Origin of the sequence: Bacillus sp. AFS077874 (assembly GCF_002566505.1) — a bacterium.
Taxonomy (GTDB): Bacteria; Bacillota; Bacilli; order Bacillales; family Bacillaceae_G; genus Gottfriedia.
In genome coordinates, this window is the sequence record NZ_NUYF01000010.1 from 131,863 (window position 1) to 147,812 (window position 15,950).

Consider the following 15,950-nt stretch of genomic DNA (forward strand, 5'->3'; position numbering starts at 1 on the left):
GCTTGCAATCAGTCTGAAAAACAAGTTTTTTGTACTTTGGCTACACACTAAAAGAGCAATATTAATCGCTCTTTATTTTTTTATTTGTTTTAATAAAACTAATCATTTAATCCTTTTCCATCGAGAATTTGACCAATGTATTTCTCAACCCTAGACGTACGTGTTTTCGATTGTTTTGGTTGAGAAAAATAATAAATATAAGCTCTTTGACGTCCTGGCGTTAATGCTTCAAAAGCCGTTTTTAAGGTCGGATTTTCATCTAATTTAAGTTGTAATTCTTCAGGAACTTCATAATCTGAAGTCTTTTTTAATTCTACTTGCAAACCTGCTTTTTCCACTTCAATTGCTTCTTTAATATAGTCCTTTAAAACGCTTTCCATTTCAATTATTTCCTGAATATTGGTGAACCGAATCTGACGTGCTGATTGTACATTTTCTGTTTGTTGAATCAGAATGCCTTTTGGATCTTTTAACAACGCACCTTTGTGAAACAGAAGTGCACAATATTCTTTAAAACCATGAATTAAAACGATATTTTTATTATCAAGTGTGTAACAAGGATGCATCCATTTAAAATCTTCAGTCAGTTCACAGTCAATGACGATATCTCTTAACTTATAAAATTCCTCTTGCCACTTTTTCGCTCTCAATAAAAATGCTTCAACTTTAGGATGCATATTATTATTTGACATCGATAACACCTCTTATTAATTCCACTTTTTTAGCATTACATAATTATAAATTAACGTACAACATGAAAAATCTTCATTTTAAATTTTACTATACATGTTTTTATAATACCACTAGGATTGGCTCATCTACTTTATTCTTAGCTAGTTGACTGGATAATTAGTCCCCTCCAAAAAAGCTATTCTTTAAACGGATGCAAATTTCCTTCAATCAAAAAAAGAACAGGTCAAAGGTTTCCCTTATCCCTGTTCTACATACTCTTCTAAGTAATTAGTACTGATCCCAAGCAACAACTTCATCTAAAGTTAAACGAACTTTTTCGAATCCTGCTTTGATTCCTTTACCAACTGAAATTAACATAACTGGTTTGAAGTTTGCTGGTACATTGAAAGCTTCTACAAATTTCGCTTGGTCAAATCCACCCATTGGAACTGTATCTAAACCTTTTGCTTTTGCTGCAAGCATAAATTGCATTGAAACTAATCCACCATCAACCATTGCAATTTTTGTTGCAATTTCTTCTGGTAAACCACCGTAGTTTTTCACGATTGATCCTACGTAGAAGTCTTTCACTTCCTGAGTCATCATACCTTTTTCTACTAATTCATCATAAATGCGATCGGCATTTTTGTATGCTTCTGTATCACCTAAAACAGCGATTACCGCAGAAGCATCTACAACTTGTTGTTGGTTATTAGCGATTGGTAATAATTTTTGTTTAGTTTCTTGGTCCTTAATAACAAGGAATCTCCATGGTTGTAAATTAGAAGAAGATGGAGCTTGAACTGCAATTTCTAGTAACTCCTTAATTTCATCATCAGACATTTGAAAGCTTGGATCGTAGTGACGAACTGATCTTCTTTCCTTTGCTACAGTAAAGAAATCCGTACTATCAAGTTCTTTTGGCGCTTCTTTACCAAAATCAATTTCGTTTACTTTATTTAAATATTCTTCTTTTTCAGATTTAACATTAGACATATTTAATCTCTCCTTAATTAACTGTATTCTTTATAAATACAGTATATGACTTTAACTGTATAAAAGTCAACTACAGTTTATAAAAAAAATAAAATCGAAACATTTTAGTTTCGATTTTATTTTATCCATTTTCCTTTGGTAATAAGTCTGCAATTGTTTTCTTTGCGAGACCTTCAACAAGCCAGCTTTCCATCTCATCTTTTAAATCATATAAAGCTGATCGTGTAGATGGTGTAAAACATTCCTTACTATTTACATCTAAAAAGCCTTTTGAATATGGATCTGATCTCATCGCATCATAAACATCTTTTAAAGTAATTTCATTAGCACCTCTGGCTAAATAATATCCACCATCTCGTCCTTCTTTAGCTGAAATAATGCCTGCCTTAACTAAATTAGCAAGAATTTTTCTTAAAAAAGTAGATTGTGCTTCAAGTTTTTGAGCTAATACTGCGCTTGGACAAATTCCATCTTGCTCCGCTAAAACTAGTAGAGATTGCAGTGCTAGTCCAAACCATTTCGTACTAGAAACCTTATCTTTCAAGATCATTCACCTCAGTTACTAGTCTAAACTATTTTTCGAAAAAGACAACCTTATCTAAATTAATGTTATACAGGGTGAAAAATTTAAGTGAATTTAGAAAAGCCCTACACCTTTTCCTAAATTCACAAAAATGATTCGTAGTTTTTAGTGACAATAAGATTTGCAAGGATTATTTCTTTTGACATTTCACCATCGTAAATTTAAAAGGAGGTTTACTTTCCATATTCTTATGTGGTTCAAGAATTTCGGAAACTTCAATCAATCCATAGTCTCCAAATTCTTGTTTGATCGTGTCAGAATCATAAAAGAACATTTTTATCCCTTCCATTATTTCAAAGTATTCTTTACCTAGCTGTTTGCCTTTTCCGTACATTGGTGCATCTTTTGAAATCGTAGTAAATACCATATAGCCATTCGGATTTAACAGATTATAGCAATCTTTAATAAACTTCTCTCTCTCTTCTTTATTCAATAAGTGAATAAGTGCGTAACAAAATATACCGTCATAAAGCTTTTGATCAAAAGGCATGTCGGTAACTGAACCATGAAAAATAGTAAAATTAATTCCATTTCGTCTTGCCAATTCAATCGCTGTTTTTGATATTTCAATACCTGTTACGTTTATTCCATTGTCAGTAAAAATTTTTGCGTTTCTACCATATCCAATCCCCGGAATCAAAACATCCTGAACTTTCTTTTCAAGGAAAAAGTCCTTTGTTAAAATTGCGGAGTCTGAAGGTTCAAATCCCCACATCATTTGATTTTCTATAAAACTCGACTCCCAAATTTCTGTCATATCTAAATCCCCTTTCAAAATCATTCAATCTACTTACCCAATTGTGTTCAAAAAAAGAAAGACCCAAGGCCTTTCTTTTTTATTTCTATTTATGACGCATTGCTCTTAGCCAATTCTTTATCTGATAAACGCTCGTTACCCATTAAGAAAATTGAAATCAATGCTAATCCTACAGGAACTAATGTCCAAAGGAATGTATGAGCAATTGATGTTGAAAACACGTCAGTAATTTTTGTCAATATTGGTGCAGGAATCAATTTGGCAGCTTCAGGAGTAAAGGCTTGATTAATATTTGAAAAATCCTGTGGTGCGCCAGTTTTTGCAAATGCATCAGCAATTTTATCAGTAAATACATTTCGTTGAATAACACCAAATACCGTAATACCTACTGTCATGCCAAGTGCACGTAGGAATGCGTTAGTTGAACTTGCAGAACCACGATTTTCATTATCAAAATGATGCATCGCAGACATACCAAGCACTGAGAACGATGCCCCTACACCAAATCCAACAATGATCATATAAACGATCACTTGGAATTTAGACGTATCAGGTGTTAAAGTACCTAGGCAAATAATACCTGCTAACAGAAGCACAACTGATCCGACCATAATATTACGATAACTAGTTTTATTTGCTAAAGTTCCACCAAATGCGGCAGAAATACTTACACTCACCATCATTGGTAATAAAACTAAACCAGAATTCGTAGCTGTTCCACCTTGAACAAACTGGATAAAGATCGGAATGTAAATTGTTGCAGCGATGAATGCCGCTCCATAAAATAATCCAACAAAGTTACTAGCAGCAAACAGACGATATTTAAACATACTAAACGAAATAATCGGCTCAGCTGCTTTACGTTCAATAAATAAAAAGCCAATAAGGAAAACAGCAAATCCAGCAAATAAACCTAAAATTTGAACTGAATCCCAAGCGTATTCTTTTCCACCTAGTTCAAGTGCAAACATTAAACAGACGATACTAATAATAAAAGTTGTTGCACCCCACCAGTCGATTTGTTGCTTTGTGTGGTTTTTTGACTCGATATAAAAATAACTAATTAGTCCAAGTGTTAAAAGTCCAAAAGGAATATTAATATAGAAAATATATCTCCAGTTAATATAATCTGTGATATAAGCACCAATCAATGGTCCAAGAACACTTGATAACCCAAAAACAGCACCAAAAACACCACTCATTTTACCACGCTTTTCAACAGGAAACACATCCCAAATAATTGAAAAAGCAATTGGCATTAATGCACTTCCACCAATACCTTGGATAGCACGATAAATACTAAGCTGAATAATAGAAGTCGCTGTTCCACAAAGAACTGAACCTAAAATGAATAGAATAATTCCTAACATAAAAAATCTTTTTCTACCGTACATATCAGAAAGTTTACCGAAAATTGGCATCCCAGCCATTTCTGTAACTAAGTAAGCTGATGTTACCCAAACAAATTTATCATAGCCACCTAAATCTTTTAATATTGTAGGCATTGCCGTAGAAACGATTGTGTTATCAAGGGAAGCGAAAAATATCCCAAGCAATAACGCTATCATAACAGGAACCAGTTTTGTTTCCCTTTTTTGCATGACCATCTCTCCTTTAACATTTCAAGCATAAAATTTAATTTCAATACTGTATTCATGGTCTAACTTAAGTATCTGACTGACTAAAAAACGCTATTCTTTCGAGGCACTTAGTCTGATAAGAGCTATCCTTTGGCAATCATTAGCACAGCCGTCAAAATCAGTCTTTATTAATGTATAAAATAGCATTACTTAATAGACCTAAACCTATTCCAATTCCAAAACCAATAAATCCTCCTACGACTAAATGTGATGTAAAATAACCTACACCTAAACCAATCGTTAATCCTAAAATAACAAAAGCAGCATAAAAAATCCCTACAGCTTCCTCATGTCTCATAATATATAATCATTCCTTCCATACAATTTAACTTCACATAAAGTAATGAATGTCTCCATAAATACTTTAATTAATTTAAAGTTAATATAACATTGTTTCGTTACTTAAACAATATATAAATTTAAATTTATTATTTTATTTTTATTAAAAACAGTATTTTATATGTAAATCATGGTACATATTCATTAACTTTATTGTATAAAAAGGAATATAACAACGTTACGCACAAAAACAACCTATAAAAACAAAACATTGTTGCGTTACTCTGAATTTAAATAATAAACTTCATTACTTAGGACCAGTCTGCCCCATGCTCCTTATCATTTTATAACAAAGACCAAGTGCACTTATTAAGAAAAGCCAAGCTACTAAATGAAACATAAATTGAATGTCAATTGAATCAAGTAAAGTTCCAACACCTATAATACAAATAGCAGTTACAAAAGAAGTCCAAAATAAGTAACTCCTATAAAAATCGGATGAAGCGTTCATAAATAATTTCTTTTCAGCGATCTTGAATAACGCAGTAAATCCTCCAAATAAAACTTGCCCAATATAAACAATCTTTATATTATCGATTAAAGGCAGTGAAAAAAACAATAAACAGCAAAATAATGAATGGAATATCATTAATAAAAATGGTGAAACCCGGTCAACGAATCGACCACCAAAGTATACAACTACACTTAAACTTAATGAAAAAATTCCATATAATAAACTAAATACGTCATACGCATCTCCTATATTCCTTAAGAAGAGGACATAATATGGAAATACTAAAGAGCTACTAAATCCAATAATACTAAGTAATGCGATTAAAAAACGGTTCATAGGATTACTCCCCATAATTTTCATAAAACGTATTCATAAATACACTATTTGGATCAAACTCTCTTTTCTTATTGAAAAAATCTTGCGTTTTTGGATATGCTGAAACCATTTGTTGCTTAGACTGATATGGATAATAAGGTAAATAATAAGTACCTCGATGCTCTAGAGTTAGATCAGTCCACTTTTGAATGACTTCTTTTGCATATTGAACAGAATCTTTATCTTTACCGTGTTGAATCAAAACAACGAAAGCAAACATATCATCTTTCGCATAATTCATGACTGTTTCATCATCTTTTTCAACATATCGAATCGTAATATTTAATATATTTAAATTTTCATATTGTAAATATTCTCTAACATCATCAATGTAACGAACAAATTCATTTACAGGTACAAAAAATTCCTGTAAAACTTGTGTATCTTGACGATCATCGAATTCCATAAACTTACTTTCAGAACGCATGACATTATTGCGAGTTTCATAGTTTCCATTTAGGGAGTGAATAAAGCGATATTGAAAATCCCAAAATAGATTTTTACCAATGTCCGAAGTTCTGGACATACCTAGTGCAAACTTCGGTAAAAAAGCAGAATGATCTTCCTTCAGCTCTTGATCTGAATCGGTCATTTTATGGGATGTTGCCATATAATTAATTGCATAAACCTTATCTAAAAAGCTATCTGGTGCTACAGAAATCCTAGCAATATGCATTCTTGCATTTGGGTTTTCTAAAACGTTCTTGTTAAAATAATTTGGATACTTCTTATAGTCCATCGTTTTTGTTTCTACTCGATATAATTCATTATTTGTTAGTTGAAACTCTACTTCTAAAATAATTCCAAACAATCCATATCCACCTAATACATACGGGAATAATTCTTTATTCTCGGTGCGGCTTACTTTAATTACCTTCCCTTCTGGTGTTAATAATGTAAACCAATTAACAGTACTAGCTAATGAGTGATTCCGAATGTCACGACCATGTGCGTTCACACTTAATGAACCACCTACTGAGAATATCTCTTGTGACTGAGTTACCTTCAAAGCAAGATGATAAGGATTAATCGCTTTTTGTATATCTCCCCATGTAGCACCACTTTGAACAATAACTGTCTTTTGAACAGGATCCACTTTTTCAACCTTATTAAATGTTTTTAAATCAATCACCACACCATCTTTATAATATGTATGACCTCCTTGACTATGTCGCTCACCTGCAATTGAAACTGTCTTCCCTTGTTTTTTTGCTTCAATTACAATTTTCTTTAATTGATCTACTTCCTTTCCTTTGACAATACGATCAATTTTAGTAGGAAGAAGATGGCCAACATCATCAATCACTCCATGCTTTAATGGTGCAGGTTTATTCCACAGCGTATGTAAAACTGTTACAAACACGGTTAAGAGGAGTATTCCTACAAATATTCTTTTCCCCAAGTTCTTTTCCTCCTAATTGAAAAAATAAATTTAAGCGTTAGAAAAAGACGTGCTTACACTAATGTATACACGTCTTCTTTTAACGATCTGTACTTGTTCAATACGATATTAACTAAACCAACCAATCATTTGATTTACGTCTTTTTCATCTAAATGTCTTACCTGATAAGTACGACCAAATTGGCTTGAAAGAATCGTAATGTAGATAGATTTTAGTTTTACTCTTTTTTGAAGGAAACTTTGTTCACCGATCAATACTTGTATTCGCTCTTTTGGTAAAATCGCGGTTGTTCTTGAGAAATAACCAGACTGAATGATCACAGTTCGATCTAATAATGTATAGCCTGCGTTTCTAAATCCTAATTCCCCAATAAATAGACCAATTAAAACAATGCCATAAGCCCAGAAATGGACAAATGGAAGTAATACAATTCCACTTGCTATTAGAAGAAAAGTAATAATCATTCTTGAATAATACGTTTTTCGAGCTCTTTTTGGTGCTCGGTTTGATATTTCATCATAGTTAATAGAAGGAATAAAATTTTTTAGGAATAAGTGGACATCCTTCGTTTTAATAAATGGATGTAGAACATGTCTACCTTGTTCCTGTTTATCCCCCATTCCAACAGCTTCGACGTAAACTGTAGAATAGCCGAATAATTGACGAATGATTCCTTCTTTTATAACTACTCCTTGAATTCGTTTTAACGAAACCGTAAATTCATTTTTTTCGAATAACCCTCTTGTAATAATAATTCGATCATCTCTTCTTTGGACAGTAAAGTTTGCAAATTTCAATATGTATCGAATGGTTGAAAAAATTAGGGAAAGTAATAAACTACCTAAAAATACAATAAAAAACATCATGTAAGTGAATGTTTGTATTTGATTATATATTGCCACATAAATACTATGTGGAAGTAAATCCTCGATTTGTGAAAATAATGATGCTAAAACGGCAAAAGCTAGTCCAACTTCAAAGGAAGTGATTCCAGCTAAAAAAAGTTTTCTCGTTTCAATTGTTAAACTTATATCTACTAAAGGTACTGCTTGTACACTATTTTCCTCAGCTACAACCAAACCTACTTTTTTCTTTTTAGAGTTTAATACTTCATTTTTTAATGAAAGTGCCACTTCCTTAGGTATCGCATTTAATATACCTTCAGCTTTTTTCCCACCAGCTGTTTCAATTCGTACGCTCACCACATTAAAAAACTGTTGAATAAATCCAGCATTAATTGAAAAAGACTGAATACGTTCTTTTTGAATAAATGTATTTTCGATTACAAATAATCCCGAACGAATTCTAAATTCATCTTCAGTTATATAGTAGGTAAATCGATACCATTTTATGATTGCTGAAGCAACTGGAAAAACAATCAGAACAGCAGCAAACAAATATTGAAACATTGAACCTTTACCACCTGAAACTAAAAGTATAATAAGTGGTATTAGTACGTTTTTAATTTGCTCTAAAAATACGGTAAGTATATAAGCTGGATGTTGTCTTTTTGGCTCATACATCGTCATCACTTATCCTTGCTAAGTAGATAATTTTATCTCTAAGCTTTTCTGCGACATGGTGTTCTAAGCCTTCAATTTCATGTGTGGTAGCAGCCGTGGAAATATTCACTGTAGATAAACCGTATCGACGCAGTATTGGTCCAACTTCTGTCGTCACGTGTTGAACTCTGACCATAGGAATAACAATTCGTTTAATAACAAATATTCCTTTTTGAATTTCTAACTCATTTTCATAAATCTCATATACGGTATATTTCAATTTAAGTGTAGGTAAAAATAAAGTTAAAAAAATAATTAACGCTATAACGATACCTATAATAATCATTAAAATAAAGAAGGGAAGTGAAAAATATCTCATAAGAAAATAATAGATAATTGGTAAAGCAACTAAAGAGATACTGCTAAGTAGTGATGTAATTCTCCATACTGACCTCATTTTAGATGATGGTCTTTGTGATGGATTTGCTCTCATTTAATCACCTTTTCTATCTCATTAATCTATCACTTACTATATCATACCATGAGACAAACTATTCACAAACCTCCTATTTATCGACAAAGTTAAAAAAAGGTAATTTTCCCCATGATTGATGAAAAAATAATCTTTTAACTAAGCAAATATCTTTAATAATCAATAAAATAAGGTTAACTCATAAAGTCGAACGTACAAAGACTTATGAGTAACCCTATATCAATCGTAATAAATAGTCTCAGATTCTCTAAAATTTACAATTACCTTAGCCTGTCCTTCTACAATCTTAGCAAATTCATCCATCGTAGTGTCATACTTAATATAGATTCTAGGTAAAAGATAGACTTCATTCTTTGTACCCTTTTCTAGATAATATTTCGGATCTGTCGCTACTGCAAATTTATAGTACTTTTTTGTTTCCTCAATTACTTTATCATTATGATAACCATAAGGATAAGAGAGAGCTATCACAGCTTTTCCAGTGATTGATTGGATCTTATCTTTGGAATCTTTCAACTCGTGATGATAATCATCTATCTTCCTTAAATCTGGATGGGTTGCAGTGTGTGATTGGATTGAAAACAACCCTGAATCAGACATCTTTTTTAAATCCGTACTAGAAAGACGATCCGGCCATCCAATATAGTCGGATATCGCAAAGATAGTTGCTCTTGGTGTAAACGTATCCGATTTCAATTTTTGAAAGATTTTTAACACATTTAAGTTATTTTTATAACCGTCATCAATTGTAATAAATACAGGTTTCTTTACGTTATTACGGTCTCCCCATTGTTCAAAAGTTAAAAGCGTAAATCCATGATCACGTAAATAGATCATTTGCTTTTCAAAATTCTCTGGTGAGACAAACAAGTCTCTAACTCCGTGACCAGTAAACTCATCAATGGAATGATAAATTAAAATTGGAATTTTGTCTGCAGCATGTGTTTTTTCTGGCAACTGCATCCACAAAAATAGACATAGAAAAAATAAAGTTATCTTTCGCATATAAATCCTCCCTTTATCTTTTTACTATTTAGTGTTCCAATTTCCATTTTAACTATCATTATTTCTAGTAATTTTATACTATTTGAAAAAGTTGTTTTACCTTCCATTAAAATAAACAATGAGGCTTAACTTTTCTATTAATAAATGAAGGCCCGTTACTCATAATGTAGTAACGGGCCTTTCTATTTAATGGTTCATTTTAGAAGGGGCAATTAGGTTGAATGTTCCTTCAATCTTCGTCGATTATTTACAATTTATTTAATATAAAATCTTAAATTATTTCCTTGAAAATATTTTGGGACTTCGTTTTCAGTTGTGTTCTACTTGTTTTAATTAAATAATTCATTATTCATCTACTCCACACCAATCTAGTAAAGTGTATGCAATTACCTCCGCACAACGAAATAATTCATCTAAATCAATGTATTCATTTGGATAGTGTGCAACCTTCGTTTCACCAGGTCCAAACACTATAGTAGGTATTTGTTTTATTTGTGAAAATAATCCGCCGTCCGTACCCCATGGAGAGGCTTCAATAATTGGTTCATTTTTATAAACATATTCATATGATTTCTTCAGAGATTCCATAAATGGATGCTCAAGATCGATACTACCTGGTAACCATCTTGCTCCAAAAAATTCAAGCTCAACCGGATTTTCAATAAACCAATCATCAATTAATGAGAGTGTTTTAAGCCACCTCGTTATTTCAAGTTTAGCTTCTTCGATTGTTTCATTTGGTGAAACACCTAGCCTTCCCTCAAGAGTAACTAGATCCGAGACAGAGGAGGGCCAAGTACCTCCATTTATTTTTCCGATATTAATTGGAATTGGAATTGGCACATTTTTGTATAGTGGATCATCTAGTAATCTTGTATTTCGAACTTTTTCTAATTGATTTATATGATTAATAACCAATATACTTTTTTCAATTGCACTAATACCTTCATACCTTGTTCCACCGTGGGCGACTTTACCTTTTACTTTTATTCGAAACCAAACACTGCCTTGCTGTTTCGGAAAAATTTTCATTTTAGTTGGTTCTGGAATAAGGACAGCATCAGCTTCGTATCCTCGTAATATCGTTGCTAGCGTACCTGCCCCTCCGCTTTCTTCCTCAATAACACTTTCAAAATAGATGTCGCCTTTAAGAGGAATATTACATTTTTTTATTGCTTCAATCGCAAATAATGCAGCAACATTTCCGCCCTTCATATCTGTTGTTCCCCTACCATATAAGCGATTTCCTACGATTGCACCACTATACGGATGGCGCTCCCAACTACTTAGTTCACCCTTAGGAACCACATCAATATGTCCATTTAATATAATCGATCTACCATTTCCTGTTCCCTTAAAAATTGCAACGATATTCGGACTATCTTCAAATGAAGTTCGTTCTGAAATAAAATAAGATGATTTTGTTAATTCCTCAATTGACGGCTCAAACCGATCAATCACTAATTCAAGATTTTGTAAATAATTTGAGACAATTTTTTGTGCAGCAGCTTCATTTCCTGAAACACTTTTTTCACGAACAAGATTTTGAAGTAATTCAATTGCCTTGTTCTTATTTTTATGAATGTAGTCATTAATTTTAGCTTTCAAATCCAATCTTGATCACTCCCAACGATGAACAATAACATTTGGGTTCACAAATAGTGGAGCACCAGTTTTCTCAATCACATCGCTGACTAAATATGGAGACATTACTTCATTTAACCAAAGCTCTCCACTTTCTTTTTTAACTTCAATTACGGCCATTTCAGTAATGATTAAATCTACGCAATTTGGAGATGTAAGAGGGAGTGTACATTCAGAGACTATTTTTGGATCACCATTTTTATTAGTATGGTTCATTAAAACAATTACTTTTTTTGATTTTTGAGCTAAGTCCATCGCTCCACCAATTCCTGGCACTCTTTTACCAGGGACAATCCAATTGGCTAAATCGCCATTTTTACTGACTTCGAGGGCACCTAGTACTGTTAAATCTAATAAACCTTTTCGAATAATCGCAAAGGCTATGCTACTATCAAAATAACTCGAACCCGGAATTAATGTTACAGGTAATCCTGCAGCATTACATAAATTCTCATCTTCTTCACCTTTTTGCGGAGTAGGTCCTAAACCTAATACGCCATTTTCTGCATGGAACATTACTTGGCAATCATCTGGTAAGTAATTTGGGATCAGTGAAGGAATTCCAATCCCAAGATTCACAATCATACCGCTCTTTACTTCTTTTGCTGCACGTTTTGCCATCATTTCCCTAGGATTTATTTTTCCCAAACCCACTTCCAATTCACCCCTTCCGATTGAACGATGTGGTTTACGAAAGCGCCAGGCACGATAATTTCTTCAGGTTCTAATGCTCCTAATGGAACAATTTCATCAACTTCAGCAATTGTGATTTTTCCGGCCATTGCTACATAAGGATTCGTATTGCGAGCACTTTTATCAAAAACTAAATTCCCAAAAGGGTCTGCTTTCTTCGCATATACAATTGAAACATCTGAAATGAGAGGAGTTTCAACTAAATACTCTTTCCCAAATACATTCACTCTCTGTTTATCAATATCTATTACACTATCAATCCCAATATCCACTAAAACGCCACCTAATCCAACTCCACCCGCCCGGATCCGTTCGATAAATGTACCTTGAGGACTGAACTCTATTTCTAACGTACCATCTGTCATTTGCTTTCCAGCATTCGGATTTGATCCAATATGCGTTGTAATCATTTTTTTTACTCTTTTAGCCGTCACTAATTGACCGATCCCAACATCTGGAAAACCCGTATCATTTCCAATTAGAGTAAGATCTTTCACACCTTTCTCTAAAATGCTCCTTATTAATGTTGGTGGGTTACCGATTCCTCCAAACCCACCGAACATTAACACCATATCATCTTTAAAATAAAGCAAAGCTTCTTCAATACTAATGATTTTTCCGAAAGTATTGATTGCCATTATTCGATCTCCTTTGCTTCTTGATTTAGCTCATTAAATACTTCCTTCAATAAAGTTAGCAATTCATTTACTTGCGCATCAGTAATGACTAAAGGTGGAGAAAGCAAGAAACTATTTTCAGATCTTCCATATGGACCACTAACAGATGGATACAGTAATAATCCATGATTTTTAGCAATCTCAATTACACGATTTGTTACACTTTTACACTCAAAGAAATCATCATTTATTTCAATACCGATCAGTAGTCCTTCTCCCCTAACATCGAATAGAAAAGGATACTCTTTCTGCCAATCTTTTAGTTTTAATTTAATTTTTTCACCTTGTATTTTAGAATTTTGTACTAATCCATTTTTTTCAACATAGTTTAAAACCGCTAAACCTATACTTGCAGAGAGAGGATTCGCACTAAACGTATGTCCACTCATAACAAGTCGACTGCCTTCTAATATTGGTTGCATTACACGATCACTTGCGATTGCTACAGCAATTGGCGTATAACCAGCAGCTAATCCCTTACCGAGGACTAATAAATCGGGCACACAATTCCAATGGTTCATTCCGAACATTTCCCCAGTTCTACCTATTCCCGTCATTACTTCGTCCGCAATAAGTAACACATCATGTTTATCACAAATTTCTTTAATTTTTTCATAATATCCTTTTGGAGGAGTTAACGCAGCTCCTGCCGCACCAACAATAGGTTCAGCTATAAAGGCTGCTACATTTTCAGAACCTAATTTCTGAATTGTACGGTCAAGTGCGGTCGCACAAAGTAAACCACAATTTCCATGCTCTAATTCAAATGGGCACCTTTTGCAATACGGCGCTTCAACCATTGGATAATCCTCTAGTAAACTAGTAAAACGTTTCCTCCTTAAAGGATGCCCTGACATAGATAAGGATCCGATGGTGATGCCATGATAGCTCATGCTCCTTGATATAATCTTCGTTTTCGTATGAATTCCTCTTTCTTGAAAATGCTGTATTGCCATTTTCATAGCTGTTTCAGTAGCTTCAGTACCACTATTAACAAAAAAACTCCAGTTTAAATCTCCAGGTGCTAGCTGAGCTATTTTTTCAGCTAATTGTTCTGCCGCCTCACTCGTAAACTGTGATCTATAAACAAACGCCACTTTAGAGGCCTGCTTTACCATTTCATCAATTATTTCCTTCACACCATGACCAATACTTGCAGCAACTGCACCCGAAGAACCATCAATATATTTCTTTCCTTGCTTGTCCCATAGGTAGATAGTTTCTCCTCTATCAATTGTTGGATAACTATCACCTACAAGTGGTTTTATTAAATAATCCCTTTTAGTCATACTATCCCACCATCTTTCACTTAGATCTCATTACTATATATATAGTTGAAAGCGCATGAAGTTAGACTAATGAAAAACAATGGGGTTTACTTCGAATGAAATTATGTTGATTACAACTGAAAAAGACCACAAAAATGTGGTCTTAACTTTTCTTTATGTATTTAGCAAACTAATACGTTAGTTTACAACGAAGCTATTAATAACTTTTAAGTTAAAGGATTAAAAATTACAGGAACATCTAACTCGAATTGAACTTTTTTTGCCAATAATGCTCCCATTTGATTATGTTTAATTTTCTTAACTTTTGGTAGTGAAGGTGCCTTAAATAAATCTACTGAATTTTGATATTCAAGTACCCATGATATTAATTCTCTAGATAACTCTTCAGATATGTGGAGGTCATCAATATCAAAATTCCAATTACACTTTGCACACCAAATGGGATCAGCAAAATCTACTTCTACTCGATATAATTAACCATGACTACATTTATTTTTATAAATAATAAAAATCCCCTTTAATCTTTAATTGCAATATTTCTTTTTATATTTGATTCTTTGACATTAAAAAAAGCCTCGAGAAGATTCCTCTCTTAGCTCTTTTTTCTATCACCTAAGCAGTCTATATGAACAGCTTCTGTTATTTTTTATTTCCGAATTTCATCATTAAATAATAACTTACTTTAGGGAATACTGAATAGACTTTTGCTCCAAATCCCATCCATGAAGGTAGATCGATTTCATGAACATTTTTTCCAATTAAAGAAATAACTTTCGAAGCAACTTTTTCAGGGTCTAACATCATTTTCCGAACAGATTTTGCGTATGATCCTGACTCATCTGCTATCTCAAAAAACGGTGTATCCATCGGACCTGGATTTATATTCGTAATATAGATTCCGTCTTTTTCAACTTCTTGTCTTAAAGCATTGCTGAATCCTAGCACCGCATGCTTAGAACCTGCATATGCTGCAGCCTTTGAAGTTGCAATCTTACCGGCTAAAGAAGCGATATTAATAATATGTCCCTTCCCTTTTAGCTTCATTGACGTAAGGGCAAGCTTTGAACAAATCATGACTCCAAATACGTTGACATCAAACATTTGCTTCATATCTTGAAGTGACATTTGTTCAACTGTTTGAAATAGACCAAACCCTGCATTATTTATTAAAACATCGATTCCATCAAATTGCTCTTCGATTTGATGAAATGCATCGTATACTGCATTTTCATCTGTCACATCTACAACAAAATAATGACATTTAACTGGAAAATCTTCTTGTATTTTTGCCTTTAAGTTTTTTAGCTCTGTTTCTCTTCTAGCAATTAAGACGATATTAGCGCCTTGTTTTGCAGCAGTTAAAGCTAAATCTTTCCCAAGACCACTCGAAGCACCTGTTATTACTACCGTTTGGTTACTTAACCTCAA

The 15,950-nt window shown here is 33.1% G+C and carries 16 protein-coding genes; all 16 read right to left on the minus strand.

All coding sequences use genetic code 11. The annotated features are described in order from the left end of the window. Nucleotides 1-98: 98 nt before the first annotated feature. Nucleotides 99-692, minus strand: coding sequence for a YdeI/OmpD-associated family protein (locus tag COJ46_RS11900; RefSeq protein ID WP_098565955.1), 594 nt, complete (start codon nt 690-692; stop codon nt 99-101). Between the two features lie 268 nt (nt 693-960). After that, nucleotides 961-1,668 (minus strand): nitroreductase family protein, encoded by a 708-nt coding sequence (locus COJ46_RS11905; protein ID WP_097974631.1) that lies wholly within the window; start codon nt 1,666-1,668, stop codon nt 961-963. 121 nt (nt 1,669-1,789) lie between these two features. Next, a complete protein-coding gene (locus tag COJ46_RS11910; RefSeq protein ID WP_176522472.1) occupies nt 1,790-2,212 on the minus strand; it encodes an RrF2 family transcriptional regulator in 423 nt (140 codons plus the stop codon). 169 nt (nt 2,213-2,381) lie between these two features. Then, nucleotides 2,382-3,008 (minus strand): class I SAM-dependent methyltransferase, encoded by a 627-nt coding sequence (locus tag COJ46_RS11915; protein ID WP_098565956.1) that lies wholly within the window; start codon nt 3,006-3,008, stop codon nt 2,382-2,384. Between the two features lie 89 nt (nt 3,009-3,097). Further along, entirely contained in the window at nt 3,098-4,609 is a 1,512-nt protein-coding gene (locus tag COJ46_RS11920; protein WP_098565957.1) for an MDR family MFS transporter, read from the minus strand. 157 nt (nt 4,610-4,766) lie between these two features. Continuing rightward, a complete protein-coding gene (locus COJ46_RS11925; protein WP_097974623.1) occupies nt 4,767-4,946 on the minus strand; it encodes a hypothetical protein in 180 nt (59 codons plus the stop codon). Between the two features lie 288 nt (nt 4,947-5,234). Further along, a complete protein-coding gene (locus tag COJ46_RS11930) occupies nt 5,235-5,777 on the minus strand; it encodes an MFS transporter (protein WP_098565958.1) in 543 nt (180 codons plus the stop codon). 4 nt (nt 5,778-5,781) lie between these two features. Then, nucleotides 5,782-7,218 carry an FAD-binding oxidoreductase gene (locus tag COJ46_RS11935; protein ID WP_097974619.1) on the minus strand — a complete coding sequence of 479 codons (1,437 nt, stop codon included), beginning with the start codon at nt 7,216-7,218 and terminating at the stop codon, nt 5,782-5,784. Between the two features lie 108 nt (nt 7,219-7,326). Beyond that, entirely contained in the window at nt 7,327-8,742 is a 1,416-nt protein-coding gene (locus COJ46_RS11940; RefSeq protein WP_176522471.1) for a PH domain-containing protein, read from the minus strand. Continuing rightward, entirely contained in the window at nt 8,735-9,214 is a 480-nt protein-coding gene (locus COJ46_RS11945) for a PH domain-containing protein (protein ID WP_098565959.1), read from the minus strand. The genes COJ46_RS11940 and COJ46_RS11945 overlap by 8 nt, the downstream gene beginning before the upstream one ends. Nucleotides 9,215-9,433: 219 nt before the next feature. Then, nucleotides 9,434-10,219: a polysaccharide deacetylase family protein gene (locus tag COJ46_RS11950; RefSeq protein WP_097974615.1), complete on the minus strand. Its 786-nt coding sequence runs from the start codon at nt 10,217-10,219 to the stop codon at nt 9,434-9,436. 345 nt (nt 10,220-10,564) lie between these two features. Next, nucleotides 10,565-11,833, minus strand: coding sequence for a peptidase (locus COJ46_RS11955; RefSeq protein WP_097974613.1), 1,269 nt, complete (start codon nt 11,831-11,833; stop codon nt 10,565-10,567). Between the two features lie 6 nt (nt 11,834-11,839). Beyond that, nucleotides 11,840-12,487, minus strand: coding sequence for a 3-oxoacid CoA-transferase subunit B (locus tag COJ46_RS11960; protein ID WP_420488139.1), 648 nt, complete (start codon nt 12,485-12,487; stop codon nt 11,840-11,842). Nucleotides 12,488-12,498: 11 nt separating this feature from the next. Beyond that, nucleotides 12,499-13,128, minus strand: a complete 630-nt coding sequence (locus COJ46_RS11965) for a CoA transferase subunit A (protein WP_286133481.1) — start codon at nt 13,126-13,128, stop codon at nt 12,499-12,501. Nucleotides 13,129-13,193: 65 nt separating this feature from the next. Beyond that, on the minus strand, nt 13,194-14,522 hold the full coding sequence (locus COJ46_RS11970; protein WP_097974608.1) for an aspartate aminotransferase family protein: 1,329 nt from the start codon (nt 14,520-14,522) through the stop codon (nt 13,194-13,196). 639 nt (nt 14,523-15,161) lie between these two features. Then, on the minus strand, nt 15,162-15,950 hold the full coding sequence (locus COJ46_RS11975) for an SDR family NAD(P)-dependent oxidoreductase (protein ID WP_097974606.1): 789 nt from the start codon (nt 15,948-15,950) through the stop codon (nt 15,162-15,164).

Coding starts and splice junctions, on each gene's coding strand:
- COJ46_RS11965 (WP_286133481.1), bottom strand. CDS start 13,128: ATGGTGTTAATGTTCGGTGGGTTTGGAGGAATCGGTAACCCACCAACA.
- COJ46_RS11940 (WP_176522471.1), bottom strand. CDS start 8,742: ATGTATGAGCCAAAAAGACAACATCCAGCTTATATACTTACCGTATTT.
- COJ46_RS11900 (WP_098565955.1), bottom strand. CDS start 692: ATGTCAAATAATAATATGCATCCTAAAGTTGAAGCATTTTTATTGAGA.
- COJ46_RS11905 (WP_097974631.1), bottom strand. CDS start 1,668: ATGTCTAATGTTAAATCTGAAAAAGAAGAATATTTAAATAAAGTAAAC.
- COJ46_RS11960 (WP_420488139.1), bottom strand. CDS start 12,487: ATGATGGCAAAACGTGCAGCAAAAGAAGTAAAGAGCGGTATGATTGTG.
- COJ46_RS11970 (WP_097974608.1), bottom strand. CDS start 14,522: ATGACTAAAAGGGATTATTTAATAAAACCACTTGTAGGTGATAGTTAT.
- COJ46_RS11920 (WP_098565957.1), bottom strand. CDS start 4,609: ATGCAAAAAAGGGAAACAAAACTGGTTCCTGTTATGATAGCGTTATTG.
- COJ46_RS11925 (WP_097974623.1), bottom strand. CDS start 4,946: ATGAGACATGAGGAAGCTGTAGGGATTTTTTATGCTGCTTTTGTTATT.
- COJ46_RS11930 (WP_098565958.1), bottom strand. CDS start 5,777: ATGAACCGTTTTTTAATCGCATTACTTAGTATTATTGGATTTAGTAGC.
- COJ46_RS11915 (WP_098565956.1), bottom strand. CDS start 3,008: ATGACAGAAATTTGGGAGTCGAGTTTTATAGAAAATCAAATGATGTGG.
- COJ46_RS11950 (WP_097974615.1), bottom strand. CDS start 10,219: ATGCGAAAGATAACTTTATTTTTTCTATGTCTATTTTTGTGGATGCAG.
- COJ46_RS11945 (WP_098565959.1), bottom strand. CDS start 9,214: ATGAGAGCAAATCCATCACAAAGACCATCATCTAAAATGAGGTCAGTA.